The following is a 21170-nucleotide window of genomic DNA, read 5'->3' on the forward strand; positions in this document are numbered from 1 at the left end:
GGAACTAAGAACTCTCTAACATCTATATACCTTTCAAGCCATAACCCCATGTCTAAATATTGATAAAAAAAACTAGCTTCAATAAAGTTAATATTTTTTTTCAATACAAGTTTTTGCGTAATTCGGTCTTTAATTAATTGAGAATCTCTGGACTTCAAAATTTTAACGAATTCTTTGGCTGCATCAATATCTCCCGAAAACTCTTCTCTAGGATGCTTTCTAAAATTATGCCTAGTACTGATATAGGCTACTAAGATTGGTATTAAAATTCCTAGAATTGAAGAAACTGACGTGAGACTAATCATTTGACAATACTAATTTTGATAAATATATGTTTTATAACATAGAAATTATAAAATATAACTACGTAACTAAAAATATAAAATTTATGATAATGATAGAGTTCTTATAAATTGGCTTTAGTATCATGTTTTAAAACTCTATATACAGTAGCTACTCCACATCCAACGGCTTTAGCTATTTCTTCTTTTGTTAAGCCTTTTGCATTTAATTCTTTAATTCTTGCATGTTTAATGATATCAGCTTTTTTGCCAGAGGGCTTATAACCTTTCCTTTCTAACCCTTGCTTAATGCGTTCTCTACGTTTGTCATTGTCTAACCTAGCCATAGTAGCCAGCAAATCTATAAGCATGTTATTAACCAGATTAAGGATAGAGCTGGTGATGGTATCAGTCGAGCTAATAAGCATGTGTGTAGTAGGAAGATCTGCTACTACTAATTTTAATCCCTTTTCTTTTATACGTCCCTTCAAAATTTCAAAATCAGGTTGAGTTAGTCTAGATAAGCGATCCACGCTTTCAACTAAAAGAGTGTCACCATGATTTGACTCATCCAATAAGCGATTTAAAACGGCACGGTTAAGTTTCGTTCCAGACTCATTTTCTATGTATTCTTTAATATCAATTTGAAGGTTTTCAGCAAACTTTCTTAAATCGTCTAATGCTCTTTCAGCATCTTGATCTTTAGTACTAGCCCTTACATAAATTCTAGCCGTCATTTCTTATTTAACTATATTTGTTTAAGTATTAGGATAATACTATCATTTAATTAATCTTTAAACTCTATTGATAGGTTTTTTATCATTTAATTTTTTTGTCTTTTAGGTATAGTTAAAAGATAAATTTAAAGTTAATGTACTTAGAATAATTTCTAAAAGTATGCACAAAATAGATTCTTTAAGAGGAAATGATGGATTACACTGAAAAACAAGTCCTACAAGGTAAAGCTGTATTATTTATAGGTGCAGGTGCTTCTTACAATTGTACAAATGGGCAAAATGAAAGAATAGGTTTTACTGGTAATGAGTTATTGCAGAAAATAAATGAAGAATTTCTAGGAAGTACCTCTAATCCTCTAACATTAGACTTTGCTTCTACAATGGCTATACAGAAAGCGGGCAGGGAAAATTTTGATCTTTTTATAAAAGAGTTAGTTTGTAATTTTGAACCAACAGAGGAACATAAGCTTTTATCAGAGTTCAAGTGGAAGGCTATTTTTACAACTAATTATGATGAGGCAATTGAAAAATCTTACAGAGAAAATAAATCATCATTACAGAAAATAGAGAAAATTATTAGTGATAATGATTCGCTACAAAAAGTAGTAGTAAATCCTGATAAGTTGCCAATTATAAAAATACATGGATGTATTTCCAGACCTAATGATTCAAGAATTCCTTTAGTTATATCAAATAGTGATTACAGAAGACATCAGGAAAATAGATCTAGTCTTTATCAGTATTTAAAAGAATGCTTAACAAGTGATTTAGTTATTTTTTATGGCTATGGATTAGGGGATGATAATATTTTAGGTATTTTAGATGAGTTGGAGAAAGATGGTGTTAGTCGTACACGTCACATATGGTTAGATCCATTTATGGATGATATGTATAAGGATTATTGGGAGTCTAAAAATCTCTTATGCATAGTTGGTAATCTATATGATTTTTTAAACGAAATAAAAAGAAAACAGGCTAATAATATATTGTCATTAAGCAATATTTTAAAAAATGATTCGGTCATTTCTAAATTAATTCCATCAAATGATAGGCCATCTAGTGAATTAGAACAATACTTGTTAAAGCAGCTTGTATACGTTGAAATGACTGATGAAATAAAAAAAGAATTAGATGATTATAAAAATGAAATTTTTTATAGAGGTAATTCATATGGTTTTAGTTGGGTCGCTAAGAATTTAGACTTTCAAAGAGCTATCGAAAGAACCTTAGAGGTTGAATTATTTGAAAATTTTGAAATTTCAAATCAATTGTTTAATTTTTTAATTGTAAATGGTTATGCTGGAAGTGGCAAGAGCGTACTTTTAAAAAGATTAGCATGGAATGGAGTTTCTAAGTTTAATAGTAATTGTTTTTATCTTAACGAGGGAGCAACAATTAATACAAAATTAGTTTTTGAACTAATTAGGTTGGTAAAAGATCCAATAATAATATTTGTTGATGATATTTTGGAGCATCAAAAAGAAATAGTAGAAATTAAAAACTACTCAGTTAAAGATTGTGCAAAAGTTTTAATTGTAGGAGCAACTCGTACTAATGAATGGAATAATAGTGAGAATATACTAGATAAGCTTAATCCAAAATTTTTTAGTTTGAAAGATTTAAATGATTTTGAAGTTAAAAATTTAGTAGATAAACTAAAAGAATTTAATGCAGAAGGTAATTTAAAAGAGTTGAATGATGCTGATAAGTATAAGTTTATAAAGGAGAAAAGTAATAATCAGCTTCTTGTGACTTTATTGGAAGCTACACATTATGGTCAAGAATTTTCAGAAATCATTAAAGATGAATACGAGGGAGTTTATGATAGAGCTGCAAAAGATCTTTATTTAAGTATCTGTTGTTTTCATCGACATGGTCTTGAATTAAGAGCTGGAATGATTAAAAGGCTAAGTGGAATAGATTTTGAGCAATTTAAGGAGAAATTTTTACAACCTTTAGAGTTGTTAGTTGTTAGCTATTACAGTTATAGAGTAAATGATATTGTATATACAAGCAGACATTCTCATATAGCTCAGCATGTTTTTAAACAAGCATTTTTATCAGAGATGGATAAAGCTCAGCAATTAATAAAAATAATTAGATATTTAAATATTGGTTTTGATACTGACTCTAAAGCTTTAGATTTTATCTTAAAGGGGAAAGTACTAGCTGAAGAGTTTGATAGCAAAGAGTTAGCTCATTCTATTTTTAATGTTGCACAAGATATTGGTGTTAATAGTACATTTATATTACATCAAAGAGCAATTTTAGAGATTAATCATCATAATCATAATTATGAACTTGCATTAGATTATCTTAAGAGAATTAATAGTAGTGATGGATATTATGATATGCGTACTGTAGAACATACAAAAGCGAACGCATATAGGAAGATTGCACTGAACTCATCATCAAGACATGAGAAAATAAAGTACAGAAATATGAGTTTGAAGCTATTAAATGAAAACATTCGAACATCTAATAGGACATCAATGCCTTATCATACCAAAGGGTTGGTTTTACTTGATGAAATTAAAGACTGTGATAATGAGAATGAATTAGTAGATATTATAAAAGATTTTGAGAATAACTTATCAGCAGGTTTTAAAAAATTCCCCTATGATGAATCATTGACAGTTCTTGAGCACGATTTTTCTGATGTTATTGATAATTCACCTAGGGCTATTGAAAAGATTAAGGAGGCACTAAGAAAAAATAGTGATAATGTTTACATAGTCCAAAGATATGCTAAATTCTATATTAAAAAGAAGGATTTTAATGAGGCTAGAACATGTATGCTAAGTTTTCTAAGAAATGATGTTAATAATCGTGCTGTTAATTATTTGATGGCGTGTTCCTATGTTAAAGAAAATGAAACTTTACACTTTCAAAATGCTATAAAGTACTTAAAAAAATGTTATTCACCTAAAGACACCAATTATGAACCAAAATTTTTGCATGCGTGTCTGGAATATATTTATCAAAGTGAAGATAGAGCTTTAAAAATATTTCTTGATTTAAGTCAATCAAATATTAGTCCAAAAATTAAAAATAAAGTTTCACATGTGATTATTGATATGTATGGTAATGAAAAATTCTTTGATGCCGTAGTCGTAACTATTAATGATCAATTTGGGTTTGTAAAAACGTCAAAGTATGCTGAAAATATTTATGTACATAAATCAACCATAGCTGATCAGGACGTCTGGGAAGCTTTGAGGCCTGGGGATAGTCTGAAAATTTCGATTTGGTTTAGTTTTAGAGGGCCTAGAGCAAAGACAACTATTATTTAGTTTTTTAGGTACTGTTATACAGCACATTTTTAATCTGTTAATTTTAAACAAATAAAATGAGCACCTGTAAGAGTACTCTTTGAAAATTAAATAAATTTAAAGTTATATTAAACAATTGTTTATTTAAATTATTTGAGTCCGACCCTCGGACCAAGATTCAAAGACCCCAAGCTGGTATTAAAGGCTTGGGGTTTTTTAATTTCTGGCACGTGTGTTTTTTACGGTATTTCTGGAGTTTTTGTTGTTAAAACTTTGGGATCATATTGATCCTGTACAGCATGCGACTTTGATGACTGTGGTAAGAAATTTTGCTGCGAGTTTTGGGGTTCAAAAAAGCAATTAAATGTTCTTTTGAGTAAATACTAGAAAGTTCATTCATTCACTAATTTTTTTATAAAAATAAAAATGTTATAAATATATCAAATTAATAATTTTAAGTTCATAAGAGTTTTTGAAATGTATATTACAAAAGTTTTGAGCTATAACGGAGCATGGGATACATTATTGAGTGAAAATAATGCTACTTTTATTGAAATAAAGGAAATATTAAAACAGTTTTCTTCACTTATTCATGATCCAGCTGATTGGTTACGTTCTGACTCCCCAGTAGATCAATTCGTTCATATGCATGAAAGATTTGAGAAATTATTTCTAGTAAATGGATGGGGATATCCGATCACTTTGGTATCTAATAGGATTTCAAGAAACTCATTAGGTGTGGTTAAAGATGGATTATCCTTGAAAATGGATAATAATGTTGATGCTGTTCCAACTTTTATATTTAAAAAAATAAAGAGTAATAATATTGGAAACACGACTTTGCCAATATTAGTTAATTTTAATACTTGTGTTGTTAAATCGGGTTTGAAAACAACTGATACTATAGCGAATAGCTTGGTATGTACTTTTGAAAATGCTTATGAAGATGTGGTTGATTTATTACCTAATGATTTTGAAAAAAAATTCTTAATATTAGGTATTGAAGATTCGGAAAGTGGATTTGAAGTAATTGAAATTGAGATTAAAAAAAATGAAAGTATAAAAATTGATAGATGTATTACATTTGAACCAGAATATTACCAAGCAGGATTAAGTATTCTGAGCTATTTTGGAACAGTCTTACGAGATAAATATCCGGAACAAAATGCAACTGTTAGAATTGAACAGCATGATTTGAATGTACGAATGGTAATTCAATCTGAAAATGGAAATATCGAAACGATTGAAAAGGCACTACACGAGTACGAGTTACTTCTAAAAGGCGAAACAAGCCCAGATGAATTTGCTATTTCGCCTTTAAAAGCTCTAGAACTCAAAAATAAATTGAATTTAGTGAAGTTTCAAGTTGAGTCTCAAAAAGAAATTATTGCTTTACAAAATGGGCAAATATTGGATTTAAAGCAAATCGTAGATAAAGCACTTTCTCCTATTTCTCATTCACCTGTAACGATCATTAATCAATTGCATAACTCGCAGTCTACAGTAATTAATCATAAAGCTGAGATCTCAAAATCTAATGATGATCTAGAGGAGCTGATTGATCTTGTTGATAGTGATGCTTTGAAGAATAAACTTGCAATGATTCAGAATGCTTTAGAGATCAATAGAAACTCAGATAATTCTGAGGATGTTAAAGACTCTAATGGTATGAAGAAATTAGCTAAGTTTTTAAAAGAAGCAAATGAATTGGGAACTGAGGCAAATGATTTAGTTGAAAAAGGTGGCAAAGCATTAGATCTGCTTAAAAGTTTAGGAAGACGTTATAACAGCATAGCTGAGTGGTGTGGCATGCCCGTTATTCCGAGTCTGTTTGTGAAGGAGTAATGTCAGATGGAAATTGATTGGAAACTCGTTGCACCTATAGTAGGTGCTCTTGCTGCTATAATTGCATTGTTTCTTAAAAGGCACGAAATAACGAGCCTAAAGCATAAAAAAATCTCTGACAGACTAACTTCGAGTATTCAATATTTTGAAAAGTATTTTGATAAAGGGCAGACCAATCAACTTGTATTAGATCGAGCTGCTCAGGATCTTGCTAAAAGCCCAAATGTAGACCATAACTTGGTCAATAAGCTTATAGAGTTTCATCAGAATTATTTAGTCAATTTTGATCATATGGTTACTTTGTTTGATGATGGCTATCAATTTATAACTTATAAAAAGAGTCACACACTTAACTTAGAGTCAGATTTATGTCTTACTCCATTTTTGTTTCTAACACCAACTTGGAGACGATTTCTATTTGTAATTGGATATTTTATTTTCACAACTTCTGGTGTAATGCTTTTCCTACTTTTAATAAATTTAAAAGATGTGCAGTTTATGACTGCCTTAATTATGGTGGTTATATCTTCACCTCTTATTTTTTTTGGATTTTTATTCTTAATACTTGAGGATAAAATCAAGCAAGCAGATAATTTTATTAAAAAAATTAATGAGGCTAATATGAAATATGAAGCAATGGATAAGCCTAAAACAATTATTTTGCTGACGAATAGAAGTAAGCCCTCTTAAGAAGGCTTTTTTACTCTTTATTGATAGATTTTTGGATAAGTCGAACTTGCTCTTGAATAATTAATAAAGTTGCATTGACATAATAAACTAAGTAATAGAGGTAGCTCACCGGTTGTTAATGTTGGACAGGGCTCAAGTTGAAATTCAATGAAATTTCACGTTTTGTTGCGAATTGATTGAATCAACAATTGCCTTTTCTGTTAAAGTTTGTTAATACTAAGTGATAGTTTTCACATTTTTTCTATAAAACGTAAAGAACCGTATAACGATAATATTCGAGAGGCGGGAATGGCGATTCAATTATTAGAACTACAGCAAGCCGAAAAGTTAAGTGCTTGTAAAATCTCTCTTTCTTTGGGGCTAAACTCAGAGCAGAACCTGCTTGAGCAATTTTTACAGTTTAACCGTAAACTGCTGCAAGCCAGTACGGCATTACTCGCTTTTCATCAGGAACCTTACCTTTGGCATCGTTGTCCTGAAAAGTTACAAGCGATTGATACTTCCAAAATTACCAAAAGCTTAAATACGCTATTTGTAAATGGCGATCTGGTCGACTGTGATCATCCACAATATCAAACCCTGTTGGCATTTTTACATCCGATCAAAAAGAAAGTCCAGTCAGCAATTGCCTTACACCTCAGGCATCCAGACCAAACCTCACTCGGTTATATCATCCTGTTTGATGAAGCTGTACAAGGCTTTAGTGAATTACAAAAACAACTGCTGCAAGAGCATAGTGTCAATTTCATGCAACAGCTGGAATTGAAGTTTAACCATGATGAACTCAAAGAATTATACGAACAAGAAGCCGCACTGAATTTTAGTAAAACCAAATTCTTTTCCATTATTTCCCATGACTTACGTGCACCATTTCATGGCTTGTTAGGCTTCTCGGAAATACTCGCGAAAGAGCGTGATACCTTAGATGAGTCAAGTATTCAGAACATTGCCGATTATCTCTACGATACCTCGCAGTCCACTTATAACTTATTGGAAAGCTTACTGAATTGGGCAATGGCAGAGGGTGGTCGTTTTGTCTATCATCCCATTAACTTCAAGTTACGTCAGATCACCAATATTGTGACCGATATCCTGAAAACTTTGGCGATTAAAAAGAATATTCAACTGATTAATGAAGTCGATGAAAACCTGAAAGTCTATGCCGATATGAATATGATTACCTCGGTGATTCAGAATCTGGTCTCCAATGCACTGAAATTTACCGATGTCGATGGTTCTGGCAAAGTTTATATTCAGGCGCAGCACAAGGGCACCTATGTCGAAATCTATGTCAAAGACACAGGCTTGGGTATGACCCAAGAGCAAATTAAAGATTTGTTTCAGCCACGCATTACTATGAGCTATAAAGGTACCGCAGGAGAAAAGGGTGCTGGACTCGGTTTAAGTTTATGCAAGCGCTTTGTGGAAATGAATCTGGGTGAAATCAATGTGACTTCCAATGAAGGCGAAGGCACGGTATTTACAGTGCTGCTTCCGATAGAACGTGAGCAGGTTGATTTATGTACAAGTCAGGCAAAAACCAAAGCAAAATTAGTCTAAAGAGATTTTAAAGATAAGCTTGTAACTGATATAACTAACCAAGATGAGATGACATCAGTCGAGCCTTTTTATATGAATGCGGAACAGCTACAAAAAACCTTGGTCGCAAGCCAATATGCTGAACAAGTTTTAAATTTATACCAAGCAGAACTAGAACAAGACTATAACCAAGATCAATTCCTTGATGCATTGTCGACTGAAACCATCTATCAAAAAGTTCAGCAGGCTGTGGCTGAATGCAGTAATGAACAAGCATGGATGAAGGCTTTACGTGTTTTACGTGCCAAGTTGATGTTTCGCTGGATTTGGCAAGATGCCAATCAATTAACCAATGTGGTCACACTGACGCGAGAACTATCTGATTTTGCTGATGCCAGTATTTGTGCCGCCAAAGATTTTGCTTTACCACCTTTACTCGCCAAGCATGGCGAACCGATCGGTTATTCAGGCCAGTTGCAGGATCTGATTGTCATTGGCATGGGTAAGCTGGGCGCTCAAGAACTGAATCTGTCTAGTGATATTGATTTGATTTTTGCCTTTGATGAACAGGGCGAAACCAATGGACGTAAATGTATTGATGTGCAGCAGTTCTGCATTTTGTGGGGACAGAAATTAATTTACCTATTGGATCACATTACTGCCGATGGTTTTGTATTCCGTGTTGATATGCGCTTGCGTCCGTGGGGCGATGGCTCGGCTTTGGCAATTAGCCATAGCGGTTTGGAAAAATATCTGAGCCAGCATGGGCGTGAATGGGAACGCTATGCATGGATTAAGGCACGCGTGATTACGGGCGGCAAAGCGGGTGCAGAGTTACTGGACATGTCGCGTCCATTCGTATTTCGCCGTTATGTTGATTATTCTGCTTTCGCTGCTATGCGTGAAATGAAGGCGATGATTGAGCGTGAAGTCATGCGCCGTAATATCGAAGAGGATATTAAGCTTGGCGCAGGCGGGATTCGTGAAATCGAATTTATTGTGCAGGTGTTCCAGCTCATCTACGGTGGATCGAAGCGTGAACTGCAAGATCGTCAATGTCTAGTCAATTTGCATCATTTAGGTGAAGCCGAGTTGCTGGATCAGCAGGCGGTGATTGATCTGGAAGATGCTTATCTATTTTTAAGACGGGTTGAACATGCAATTCAGGCCTTGAATGATCAACAAACCCAGTCCTTGCCAACCGAACCTGAACTAAGACAGCGGATGCTGGATACCTTGGACTTTGCCGATTGGCCTGCATTCCTCGAGCTATTGAATAAGAAGCGTGACAAGGTCAAAGTCCAGTTTAAACAGTTGATTCAGGAAAAAGAATTTTCTGAACCTGTGGATGATTTCGTTCAGCTTGAGCAAAAACTCAATGCGGTACTTGATGATAATGCCAAGAATCTGATTCAAAACTTCTGGCATGGACAAGCCTTACGTAAAATTCCTGCCAGTGCCTTAGAGCGTTTAAAGAAATTTTGGCCTCATCTGATTGAAGCGATTTTACAGTCCGATCAGCCGCAAGTGGCTTTATTGCGTTTAATGCCTTTGGTTGAATCCGTGTTACGCCGTACTGTGTATCTGGTGATGCTGATGGAAAGTCGTGGTGCGTTACAACGACTGGTAAAAATGGCGACGGTCAGTCCGTGGATTTGTGAAGAACTGGCGCAATATCCCGTACTTTTAGATGAATTCCTGTCCATGGATTTTGGTCTGCCACAGCGGCAGGATCTGGAAGATTCTCTGCGTCAGCAATTGCTTCGGATTGAAATTGATCAAGTCGAAGATCAGATGCGGGTATTGCGCTTATTTAAAAAGAGCAATGTATTGACGGTCGCTGCCAGTGATGTGTTGGCTGAAAGTCCTTTAATGAAAGTGTCGGATGCACTCACCGATATTGCCGAAGTCAGCGTGCAGGCGACATTACGTTTGGCCTATGAAGCTGTCGCTGCGCGGCATGGTTATCCTTTGGGCAATGATGGGCAACGTTGTAGTCTGGATCGTAAAGGCTTCGCGGTGATTGCGTATGGGAAATTAGGCGGCATTGAGCTGGGTTATGGCTCAGATCTGGATCTGGTATTTATTCATGCGCTTGAAGAGCAAAGTGAAACGGATGGTCGCAAGGGCATTAGTGGGGCAGAGTTTGCCATTCGGGTGGCACAGAAGTTTATGTCGCTGATGACCACGCAAACCCTTGATGGACGTGTCTATGAAATTGATACGCGCCTGCGACCTTCGGGTGAAGCAGGCATGCTGGTCACCAGTTTAAAAGCCTATGAACAGTATCAACAGAAAAACGCATGGTTATGGGAACATCAGGCTTTAGTCCGTGCCCGCTCAATTGCGGGTGATCAAAGTTTATGCCAGCAATTTGAGCAGATTCGCTGCCAGATCCTGACGCAAGTTCGTGATGAAAATGAAGTGCGTGAAGAAGTGTTAAAAATGCGTCAAAAGATGAAAGATCATTTGGGATCATCTTCTGAGCAAAAAAAACATGGTATTTTTCATTTAAAACAGGACTCAGGTGGTATCGTTGATATCGAATTTATGGCACAGTATGCTGTACTTGCATGGAGTGGGACGAATACAGATCTCGCCCATTTTTCCGATAATGTAAGAATTCTAGAAGATGCTGCTAAAGCAGGCTGCTTATCCAGTGAAGATGCCACAGCATTAATACACGCTTATCTCCGTGAACGAGCTGAGAGCCACCGTTTAGCACTTGCAAACCAATCTATGCAAGTTAATGCTGCGGATTGGCACGATACCCGCGAGATCGTTTGCAAGTTATGGCAAAGATTAATTGATCCAACTGCGATAGCATTGGAAAGTGAATAATTGTGTAAAAAAGAAAATGGAGTATGTGCGATGAGTTTGGCTGATCGTGATGGTTTTATTTGGCAAGATGGAAAATTGGTTGATTGGCGTGATGCAAAAATTCACGTCCTGACTCACACATTACACTACAGTATGGGTGTCTTCGAAGGCGTCAGAGCTTATGAAACACCGAATGGTACCGCAATCTTCCGTTTGCAAGATCACACTAAGCGCTTATTAAATTCAGCAAAAATTTATCAAATGAATGTTCCATTTGATCAAGCGACATTAGAACAAGCACAAATTGATGTTGTGCGTGAAAATAAACTGGCTTCTTGCTACTTACGTCCACTGATCTGGATTGGTTCTGAAAAGCTTGGCATTGCAGCGACAGAAAACACCATTCATGCAGCAGTTGCGGCATGGGGTTGGGGTGCATATTTAGGTGAAGAGGCAATGGCACGTGGTATTCGTGTAAAAACCTCTTCATTCACGCACCATCATCCTAACGTGACCATGTGTAAAGCAAAAGCATGTGGTAACTATACGGTATCGATTCTGGCGCATCAGGAAGTTGCTCGTTCAGGTTATGACGAAGCAATGTTGCTTGACCCACAAGGCTTTGTTTGCCAAGGTGCGGGTGAGAACGTATTCCTGATCAAAGATGGTGTGTTACATACACCTGATTTGGCTGGTGGTGCACTTGAAGGGATTACCCGTCAAACAGTTATTACCATTGCCAAAGATTTAGGATATGAAGTGGTTGAGCGCCGTATCACGCGTGATGAATTCTACATTGCAGATGAAGCATTCTTTACTGGTACTGCGGCTGAAGTCACGCCAATTCGTGAATACGATGACCGTGAAATCGGTTGTGGTTCACGTGGCCCGATTACCACTGAAATCCAGAAGACTTTCTTTGATGCGGTTCAAGGCCGTAATGAGAAATATGCACACTGGTTAACTTATATCAAATAAGTTCAAATCAGCGCAAAGGCGGAGCTTAGGCTTCGCTTTTTTATTGACGAATTAATAGTAAAAAAAAGCCTGGGCTCTATGCTAAGATGGCAATATATTCAGTGCATATGTCTGAACGTTTTTAAGTTTTATCTAAAGCGGGACAGCATATCTCAAGCAATTAAGGTTATCAGATGGTAGATATTCAACAAGATTCGGCAACTCCTGAAGACAATGTCATTTTGTGTATGAAATGGGGAACCAAATATGGTGCCGAGTACGTTAACCGTCTCTATAACATGGTCAAACGTCATCTGACTTTGCCATTTAAAATGGTTTGTTTAACTGACCGTACTGAAGGGATTGATCCCAATATTCAATGTTTTCCGATTCCATCATTGGATCTGCCTGCGGGTAGCCCTGAACGGGGCTGGAACAAGCTTTCGACCTTTGAACCTGATTTATATGGTTTAAAAGGCAATGCGTTGTTTATCGATTTGGACGTGGTGATTGTCGATAATATTGATTGCTTCTTTCAGGCCGAAGGTGAGTTTCTGGTGATTCATGACTGGAAACGACCATGGCGAATTACCGGCAATAGTTCAGTGTATCGTTTTAAACTGGGTGCTTTCCCTAACGTTCTGCCATATTTCCGCGAGAACTTTAATGAAATTCGCGAGAAGTTCCGTAACGAGCAAGAATATCTGTCTTGGTTTATGCACAAAGAAGGCAAGCTCAGCTATTGGGATAAAGACTGGTGTAAGAGTTATAAATACCATTGTTTAAGAAAAGTTCCTTTTGCTTACTTCCAGCCACCCGTTAAGCCTAAAGGCGCAAAAATTATTATTTTCCATGGTGAGATCAATCCACCTGATGCGATCAGCGGTGGAGGCGGTAAATGGTATCGTTATGTCTTGCCATCTGACTGGATCAAAGAATCTTGGCAGTAAGCTAAGTGGGTGTCTTGCTAAACTTAGCGATGACAGCAATAAAAAAAATCAGGCGCTTAGCCTGATTTTTTGCATTTAGGGTGCTTACTTAAATGTTGTGATACTGACGATACCAATCCACAAAGTTTTTCACGCCGTCCACAACCGAAGTTGCTGGCTTATAGTTGACATAGTCTTCCAGTGCCGAACTATCTGCAAAGGTATCAGGGACATCACCAGGCTGAAGCGGAAGCAAGTCCAAAATCGCTTCTTTACCAGCAGCTTTTTCAATCGCCTGAATATATTCAATCAACTTCACTGTGCGATTGTTGCCAATGTTGAAAATTCTAAATGGCGCATTGCTGGTTGCAGGGTTTGGATGATTGCTGTCCCAGTTTTCATCCGGTGTCGCAATCTTGTCGCTGGTACGGATAATCCCTTCCACAATATCATCGATATAGGTGAAATCACGGGTATGGTTGCCATGATTAAACACTGGAATTGGTTTACCTTCAAAAATATGCTTGGTGAACTTAAAGAGTGCCATATCTGGACGTGTCCACGGCCCGTATACCGTAAAGAAACGTAGACCTGTCGTTGGGAGTTTAAATAAATGGCTGTAGCTATGTGCCATCAATTCATTGGCACGTTTGGTCGCTGCATAGAATTGTAGAGGGTGGTCAACGCCATGCTGCTCGCTAAATGGCATGGTGGTATTGGCCCCATACACGCTACTGGTGCTTGCATAGGTCAGGTGAGGTGTTTCTGCGTAGCGACATGCTTCCAAGATATTGGTAAAGGCAATCAGGTTGCTTTCCACATAGCTATGCGGATTCTCAAGCGAGTAACGCACGCCTGCCTGTGCTGCTAAATGGATAACACGATCAAAAGCATGTTCTTTAAAACACTGATCAACCACTGCTTTATTGGCCAGGTTTTCTCTGACTAGGGTGAAGCTACCTGTATCACTCTTTTCAGCCACTTGTTGTAATTGTTTGACACGAGCTTCTTTAAGGCTAGGATCATAATAATCATTAAAATTATCAAAACCGACCACATCATCACCGCGTTCAAGCAGTTTCTGTGCAACACTAAAGCCGATGAATCCAGCAGCGCCTGTGACTAGAACTTTCATTCATCGCCTCCAAAAATATCTCGTGTATAAACTTTATCTTGTACATCTAGCAATTCATTGGAGAGGCGATTGGCAATAATCACATCACATGATTGCTTAAATTCATTTAGATCCTGCGTAACTTTCGATTTAAAGAAGCTATCTTCGTGAAAAGTTGGCTCGTAAATGATGATTTCAATACCTTTGGCTTTCAGGCGTTTCATCACACCTTGAATTGCTGAGGCACGGTAATTGTCAGAACCGCTTTTCATCACCAGACGATAAATACCGACGGTACTTGGATTCCTTGCGATAATTGAATCGGCAATAAAATCTTTACGGGTACGGTTGGCATCGACAATTGCTTTAATCAGGTTACTTGGAACATTGTTATAGTTTGCGAGCAACTGCTTGGTGTCTTTTGGCAGGCAATAGCCGCCATAGCCAAACGATGGATTGTTATAATGACTGCCAATACGTGGATCTAGACAGACCCCGTCAATCACTTGCTTGGTGTCTAAACCGAAACTTTGCGCGTAGGTGTCCAGTTCATTGAAGAAAGCAACACGCATGGCCAAATAGGTATTGGCGAATAGCTTAATCGCTTCAGCTTCGGTTGAATGGGTCAAAAGTACAGGAATATCCTGTTTGATTGCGCCCTCTACCAGTAAATCTGCAAATTGCTGGGCACGTTCAGATTGCTCTCCAACAATGATGCGGGACGGGTAGAGGTTATCGTGTAGTGCTTTGCCTTCACGTAAAAATTCTGGCGAAAAAATAATATTTTCAGTCTGGTATTTATTTTTAACGTGCTCGGTAAAACCCACAGGAACGGTTGATTTAACAATCATGGTCGCGGCAGGATTAATCGCGAGCACATCCTGAATCACACTCTCAACACTTTGTGTATTAAAGTAATTGGTCTGTGGATCGTAATCGGTAGGTGTTGCAATAATAATAAAATCAGCATTTTGAAAAGCGTGTTGCTTGTCGGTTGTCGCTTTAAAATTTAAGTTTTTTTCTTTTAAAAATAGCGAAATATCATGATCTTGAATCGGTGATACTTTATTGTTTAGTAGTTCTACCTTGCTTTCTAAGATATCAAGTGCAATGGTCTCATGGTGTTGTGCAAATAGCATCGCATTTGACAACCCCACATATCCAGTTCCAGCAATAGCTATTTTCATAAGTACCTAACAGATTCGAAATACATGATGGACGGTTAATAGGATAGCCAGAGTGAGCCGAGTTTTAAATCCCATTCTACTGGTGTGATCACCATTCGTCCTGCATTTGGGGTGAGCGTAATTTCACTGAAGTAAACGTGATCCTGAGATAATAAGAAATCTACTCGACTATAACCATACGCAAAACAGAGTTTTTCTGACAATTCGATAATATTTTTCAATTGTGGTGGCGTGGCTAAAGCATCTGGCGAGTTATCTTTCAGGTCGACACGAAAAGGTTGTAAGTTCCATTCAGTATCATACATGTTTGAATAGTCATTACCTTGGGTATCTTGTACATCAATTTCCAGATATTCTGGACGCCCTTCAAAACAGTGAACACGACAGGTGGTAATGACTGACTGGGTTGCTGGATCGACATATAAATCAACATATTGTTCAATCAGAATTTTGGGGCAAATGTCTTTGTAGTGCCATTCGCGTTTTCTGAAATACATGTTCTTTTTCAAGTGGTCTTTGATTTTCGCCTTGACCGTGGTGACATCAAGTTTGCTTTTATCACGGCAAATCTTGGCACTACCACTGTCATGGGTACATTTCAGCACAAACTGGTTGGGTAGTTGCTCAAAATCGATTTCATCAGCACAGCCATAGACGCCAACCAGAGGAACCAAATAGTCATTTCCGACTTTTGCTGAAATTAAATCTCTGACGGCACATTTATCTGCCAGTTTAGTCAATAACGGACTTCTTTCGTAGATCATGCGCGCCGTGACTTTTTCATTAAAGCTTTTGGGCGCGCCAAAGTCGGGTGTATAGCCCAACTTACACATAAAACGTTTGGTGAGATACTTTTTATCTGAGACAAATTTAGTTCTAATTACTTTTGCTTGATATTCAAAATAGTCATAGTTAATCATTTTAAAAAAAGGTTTAATCCCATAAAAGTAGTCGATAATTATAGTAAAAATGCTTAAATTCGTCTAATTAAAATGTAATATATTTTTTTGCTAACTGATTCCAAAAGGTTTGATTTTGTTAAAGATTGTGAGTTTTAAGCTGATGTTTATGTACAGGAAAAATACGATAAGAAGATAGATGGCATGCTTCATCTAAGACAGTAAAATACTGAATAAATATAATATATTGATTTATATGAAATGATTGACTTGTTCGCTCTGGAAGCTATTACGAAAAGAGGCTGACGGTAAATAGATCAGTGGTGTTATGATAGGTCATTAGATTAAACATCTTTAGCCGTATTTTCGGGCTTTCTAATTGTTTAAGAGTGAATTGATGAGTGAAATGATGCAACCGGTTGATGTGGTGATTGCCTGGGTAGATGGTAATGATCCAAAGTTAAAGCAAAAACGCCTCCAGTATCAGGGTAAAAAACAAGCTTCTGATGCAGTGAGTGATACCCGCTTTGCCAGTAACCATGAAATTTATTATAACGTTGCATCGATTTTAAAGTACGTTCCATTTTGCCGTCATATTTACATTGTGACGGATGCTCAGCAACCGCAATGGATTGATGACTTCGTAACAGATGGCATTTGTGAGGCAGGCAAGATTCGTATTGTTGACCATCGTGAAATTTTTGCTGGTTATGAACAATATCTTCCGACCTTTAATACCCGTTCCATTGAAACCATGTTATGGAATATTCAGGGCTTATCGGATTACTTTTTCTATTTAAATGATGACTTTTTCTTTAATGCACCTGCGAAGCTAGAAGATATTGTTATCGATCAGAAAATGGTGATTTACGGACATTGGCAAAGTAGTTTTGTGCTTAAGGCCAAGCTCTGGTATCGCCAATTATTAAATCAGTATTTTGCTAAACCGATTCAACCTAAACATATGATTGCGCAAATGTTAGGGGCGGATAGACTTGGGTTTAAAAAGTTTTTTGAAATTCACCATTATCCACATGCAGTAGATCGTAAAATTCTGCAAGACTATTTGCTTGCTCATCCTGAGTTTCTGGAAAAACAGATTCAGTATAAATTCCGCAGTGTAGAGCAAATTAACCCGATTTCATTGATGAATCACTTAAAAATTAAGTCTAATGAGGCCGTGTTAAAACCTGATCTTGAAATTGCTTATTTGAAAAATGAAAGCAGTTTAAACAGTTTCTTGCAAAGCTTGAGCAATGAACAGATTAAATATGGTTGTATGCAAAGTCTGGATCAGTTGAGTGATACAGCAGCCCAGCAGATTTATCATGCTTTAAATCAGAAATTGGCGGGCTACTTACCACACGTTTTATTAGCTCAAACAGCCGAAGGATAAATAATGAAAGTCGTAACTTATCTGATTAATCTGGATGGTAGTGATCAACGTCTGGCGAGTGCAACCGCACAGTTACAGCAACAAGATTGGCCATTTATTCGTTTTTCTGCCTACGATGGTCGTGGCAAAGCGCTCTCTGAGTTTAAACAATATGATGATGCCGAGGCGCAACGAATTTTGGGCCGTAGCCTAATCAACTCAGAGCTGGGTTGCTATTTGAGCCATTATGGTTGTGTCGAAAAATTCCTCGAAACAGACGCCGATTATCTGGTGGTTTTGGAGGATGATATACATGTTCTACCGAACTTTAAGAATAATCTGCAATCACTTCTAGACTATCTGGATCAGCATAAAACGCTGGACTGGTATGTCGTGAATCTGGCGGCGAAAAAGAAGAAACTTGCCAAGGATATTGTTCAGATGGAGCATTATAACTTGTGGCATGCCTATTATTTCCCGATCCGTGGTGTGGGACTGGTCTGGTCAAGAAAAGGCGCTGAGGAGTTTGTCAGACTCGGGAAAGAGATTCATGTTCCTGTCGATATTTTCTTTCAGGGCTGGCTCAGTAAAAATGGAAAAGGACTCGGGGTCTGGCAGCCGTTCGTGAAACCTGCTGGTTTGGACAGTGATATTTTGGGCACGGTTGCAACACAAGGAATTCAGCGTAAAGATCTGGAAAAGCGTGATGCTTCTCATGGCTTAAAAAAACAGAAACGTATGTGGCGTGATCGTTTTTACGCATTCAAGCATCTTTACTTTTAATTAACATTGTCGGGGCAAATCACTTCAGTGCAAAGATGAATTGAAGTGATTTAAAAATATGGCTGAGTGACCTGTATGAAAATATTTAAAAAAATATTCTATCTCTTGAAGTTCTATACGATGTATTCGAATAAAAAGAGAGGGGTGAATGAAGCCATAGACAATGAAGCTGATCTGATCGTCCTTAATCCAACAAGTGTTGATGCGATCATCCCAAAGAAAATCTGGATGTATTGGGAAGGGCCACTGGCTGGATTTGTGGAAAAATGTGTTGAACAGGTTAAAAAGACCAATCCTGATTATGAGGTTCATTTTCTCACACCAGATACAGTGAAAAGCTTTTGTGATATTGATTTTGGTCGCTTCCCCAAGGCAACACCACAACAAAAGGCCGATTTACTCCGTTTTGAATTGATTTATCAATATGGTGGTATTTGGTTAGATGCCAGTACGATTGTATATGAGTCTTTAGACTGGATTCAGGATCTGGTTAAAAAGACCCAGACCAATAGTTTTGCTTATTATCGTGCCAAGAACACGACCATCAAAACTTCTCCTGTTTTAGAAAACTGGTTGTTGGCAAGTGCTGCAAAAAATCCATTTTTTAAGTACTGGTTTGATGAACTGGTTACGGCGATTGAGTTAACGCCCAAAGCTTATCTGCAAAAACTCAAAGAAACCGAACCTGATTATCAGGACTTGATTCAGCACATTGGCCGGCTGGAATATCTGGTGGCGTATGTGGCTTGTCAGAAAGTGATGCGTAATCATTTACCAAGTATGTGCTTAATTAACTGCGATAAGAATGCGCTGTATTTTCAGGTCAAGCACCAATGGGTCAAAGAAAAAGTACTTATTGATATGGCAATTCACTATCCACCTGCTGAAATGCCAAAACTGATCAAGCTTGCAGGTAAGGAAAGAAAAACCCTCAGTCATTATTATGAAAAAGGGATGTATCTGGAAGGTTCATTATTGGATATTTGTTAACAATAAACACTAGAGGAATAAAATATTGATGAAAGGGGAAGTCGAAGGCAGTAGAATATAACCAAGATTGAAGTTCCAGTTGCTATGAAAAAATTTGTTATTAGTTTATCCACTGCACATGAGCGCAGAGCGCATATTCGCAGTGAGTTCAGTCAGAAAAGTGTCGACTTCGAGTTTTTCGATGCATTGACACCCGAGCCAGCAGCATTGTTTGCGCAAGAGCTAGGTTTAAATACTGACGAGTATACTTTGACAAAAGGGGAAACTGCTTGCTTCATGAGTCATGTATTTTTATGGAAAAAAATGATTACCGAAAATATTCCGTATATGGCTATTTTCGAAGATGATATTTATTTAGGAGAAAATGTAAAAGCATTTCTTTCTGATACTTCATGGATAGCTTCAGATTGGCATCTGATCAAAATTGAAGAATTCACTCCAAAGGTTGCTTTAGGGCAAAAAATTAAAGAATTTTCGAGTGAGCCAGATCGAGCTCTATTTGATCTTAAGAGTAAAAATCTTGGCACAGCAGGCTATATTCTGTCTTTATATGGAGCTCAGCAATTAATGAGCTATATTCAGTCATTGGATAAGCTCATTGCGTTAGATCATTTAATGTTTGAAAGTGTAATAAAGCATAATATTTTATCTGTTTGCCAAATGAAGCCTGCGTTGTGTATTCAGGATGTGACACTCTTCGCGACAAAAGACAGTGTCAGATTTGCCAGCCACTTGTATAAAGAGCGTCTAACCCGACGGAAATATGATAAAAAGCATGGGTTGGATAAAATAAGATTGGAGTTGATCCGAATTTTTCAGCAAATCAGAAATCTTATTTTCTTTAAGTCAGTTGGGTTTAAGTAAGGAAAAAATGTGGAAAATTTTGTTATCAGCTTAAAGTCTGCATTTGATCGTCGAGTACATATCGAAGATCAATTCGGGAAAAAAAATATTCCATTTCATTTTTTTGATGCGATTGAACCTTCTCAGATTGACACTCAAGCCGAAAAAATTGGTTTTACGATTCGTCAGGGTGACCTCAGTAGAAATGAATTGGCATGCCTATTGAGCCATGTTTCTTTATGGCAAAAGGCTGTTGATGAAAAAATGCCTGCAATTGCAATTTTTGAAGATGACGTACATCTAAGTGATGATGCTGAGCTATTCTTGAATGACTCTACTTGGCTGAATTTTGATATTGTTAAACTGGAAAAATCTTATAAAAGTGTGATTCTAGATTTAGAAAAAACACAAATATTTAATAATAAAGAATTTAATTTGAGACGACTAAAAAAACCACATCTTGGTGCTGCTGGTTATATTTTATCATATAAGGGAGCTGTTACCCTTCTTGAATATATGAAAAGTCAGAATCAACTTGATCATGTCGATCAAATTGTTTTCCGAAAATATATCAATGAAGGTGAACTTGGGATCTATCAGCTGAATCCTGCTCTATGTATTCAGGATTATATTCTAAATCCTGAGGAGCAAAAATTTAAAACAAGTTTGCAGTGGCGTGATAAGGAAAAAATTAAGCCTAAAGGTGTTAAAAAGTTAATTAGGGAGTTAAGTCGTTTTTTTATTCAACTTGCTGAACTTCCGTATAAAACTAAATTAAAATTTATAATGAATAAAAAGGATTAAGCCATTACTCTTCTATTGAAAAAATAATTAAATCATGGATCTATGCTTAAGATAGAAGAGTCTTGTTGCTTAGGTTTAAGTTTTACTTTTTAATTGTATATAATC

Annotated in this window: 16 protein-coding genes and 1 pseudogene; 12 read left to right on the plus strand and 5 right to left on the minus strand. The window is 36.8% G+C overall.

What is annotated here, in order from left to right:
• Positions 1 to 305: pseudogene (locus tag A9Z07_RS16220) on the minus strand (hypothetical protein); the annotation flags it as partial.
• 101 nt (positions 306 to 406) lie between these two features.
• A complete protein-coding gene (locus tag A9Z07_RS16225; protein ID WP_069579852.1) occupies positions 407 to 1018 on the minus strand; it encodes a recombinase family protein in 612 nt (203 codons plus the stop codon).
• 188 nt (positions 1019 to 1206) lie between these two features.
• Between A9Z07_RS16225 and A9Z07_RS16230 the strand changes: the two genes are divergently transcribed.
• The 7 genes from A9Z07_RS16230 to A9Z07_RS16260 all read left to right on the plus strand — a co-directional run bounded on the left by A9Z07_RS16230 (position 1207) and on the right by A9Z07_RS16260 (position 13091).
• Entirely contained in the window at positions 1207 to 4311 is a 3105-nt protein-coding gene (locus A9Z07_RS16230) for an SIR2 family protein (RefSeq protein WP_227516948.1), read from the plus strand.
• Between the two features lie 456 nt (positions 4312 to 4767).
• Positions 4768 to 6135, plus strand: coding sequence for a hypothetical protein (locus tag A9Z07_RS16235; RefSeq protein ID WP_069579854.1), 1368 nt, complete (start codon positions 4768 to 4770; stop codon positions 6133 to 6135).
• A 6-nt stretch (positions 6136 to 6141) separates the two neighbouring features.
• A complete protein-coding gene (locus tag A9Z07_RS16240; protein WP_069579855.1) occupies positions 6142 to 6825 on the plus strand; it encodes a hypothetical protein in 684 nt (227 codons plus the stop codon).
• A 288-nt stretch (positions 6826 to 7113) separates the two neighbouring features.
• On the plus strand, positions 7114 to 8385 hold the full coding sequence (locus tag A9Z07_RS16245) for a sensor histidine kinase (protein ID WP_069579856.1): 1272 nt from the start codon (positions 7114 to 7116) through the stop codon (positions 8383 to 8385).
• Positions 8386 to 8457: 72 nt separating this feature from the next.
• Positions 8458 to 11205 carry a bifunctional [glutamate--ammonia ligase]-adenylyl-L-tyrosine phosphorylase/[glutamate--ammonia-ligase] adenylyltransferase gene (glnE, locus tag A9Z07_RS16250; RefSeq protein ID WP_069579857.1) on the plus strand — a complete coding sequence of 916 codons (2748 nt, stop codon included), beginning with the start codon at positions 8458 to 8460 and terminating at the stop codon, positions 11203 to 11205.
• A 30-nt stretch (positions 11206 to 11235) separates the two neighbouring features.
• The gene (locus A9Z07_RS16255; protein ID WP_004775537.1) at positions 11236 to 12162 is read left to right on the plus strand and encodes a branched-chain amino acid transaminase; all 927 of its coding nucleotides are present in this window, start codon (positions 11236 to 11238) and stop codon (positions 12160 to 12162) included.
• A 173-nt stretch (positions 12163 to 12335) separates the two neighbouring features.
• Positions 12336 to 13091 (plus strand): glycosyltransferase, encoded by a 756-nt coding sequence (locus A9Z07_RS16260; protein WP_069579858.1) that lies wholly within the window; start codon positions 12336 to 12338, stop codon positions 13089 to 13091.
• 88 nt (positions 13092 to 13179) lie between these two features.
• Here the strand turns inward: A9Z07_RS16260 and A9Z07_RS16265 are convergent, their stop codons facing one another.
• From A9Z07_RS16265 to A9Z07_RS16275, 3 genes are read right to left on the minus strand one after another with little or no spacing between them, the layout of a single operon-like run.
• Positions 13180 to 14205 carry an NAD-dependent epimerase gene (locus A9Z07_RS16265; RefSeq protein WP_069579859.1) on the minus strand — a complete coding sequence of 342 codons (1026 nt, stop codon included), beginning with the start codon at positions 14203 to 14205 and terminating at the stop codon, positions 13180 to 13182.
• Complete coding sequence (locus tag A9Z07_RS16270; protein ID WP_069579860.1) at positions 14202 to 15371, minus strand: nucleotide sugar dehydrogenase; 1170 nt, start codon at positions 15369 to 15371, stop codon at positions 14202 to 14204. Before A9Z07_RS16270 ends, A9Z07_RS16265 begins: the two co-directional genes overlap by 4 nt.
• Positions 15372 to 15406: 35 nt before the next feature.
• Complete coding sequence (locus tag A9Z07_RS16275; RefSeq protein ID WP_069579861.1) at positions 15407 to 16291, minus strand: ATP-grasp fold amidoligase family protein; 885 nt, start codon at positions 16289 to 16291, stop codon at positions 15407 to 15409.
• Positions 16292 to 16667: 376 nt separating this feature from the next.
• Between A9Z07_RS16275 and A9Z07_RS16280 the strand changes: the two genes are divergently transcribed.
• The 5 genes from A9Z07_RS16280 (at position 16668) to A9Z07_RS16300 (ending at position 21065) form a co-directional block, all read left to right on the plus strand.
• A complete protein-coding gene (locus A9Z07_RS16280) occupies positions 16668 to 17666 on the plus strand; it encodes a Stealth CR1 domain-containing protein (protein WP_069579862.1) in 999 nt (332 codons plus the stop codon).
• 3 nt (positions 17667 to 17669) lie between these two features.
• Complete coding sequence (locus A9Z07_RS16285; RefSeq protein WP_069579863.1) at positions 17670 to 18428, plus strand: glycosyltransferase family 25 protein; 759 nt, start codon at positions 17670 to 17672, stop codon at positions 18426 to 18428.
• A gap of 75 nt (positions 18429 to 18503) precedes the next feature.
• Positions 18504 to 19418, plus strand: a complete 915-nt coding sequence (locus A9Z07_RS16290; protein ID WP_069579864.1) for a glycosyltransferase family 32 protein — start codon at positions 18504 to 18506, stop codon at positions 19416 to 19418.
• Positions 19419 to 19502: 84 nt separating this feature from the next.
• Positions 19503 to 20282, plus strand: a complete 780-nt coding sequence (locus tag A9Z07_RS16295; protein ID WP_069579865.1) for a glycosyltransferase family 25 protein — start codon at positions 19503 to 19505, stop codon at positions 20280 to 20282.
• 9 nt (positions 20283 to 20291) lie between these two features.
• Positions 20292 to 21065, plus strand: a complete 774-nt coding sequence (locus A9Z07_RS16300) for a glycosyltransferase family 25 protein (RefSeq protein WP_069579866.1) — start codon at positions 20292 to 20294, stop codon at positions 21063 to 21065.
• The last annotated feature ends 105 nt before the right edge of the window (positions 21066 to 21170 follow it).

This window comes from Acinetobacter sp. YK3, from assembly GCF_001729365.1.
Taxonomy (GTDB): Bacteria; Pseudomonadota; Gammaproteobacteria; order Pseudomonadales; family Moraxellaceae; genus Acinetobacter; species Acinetobacter vivianii.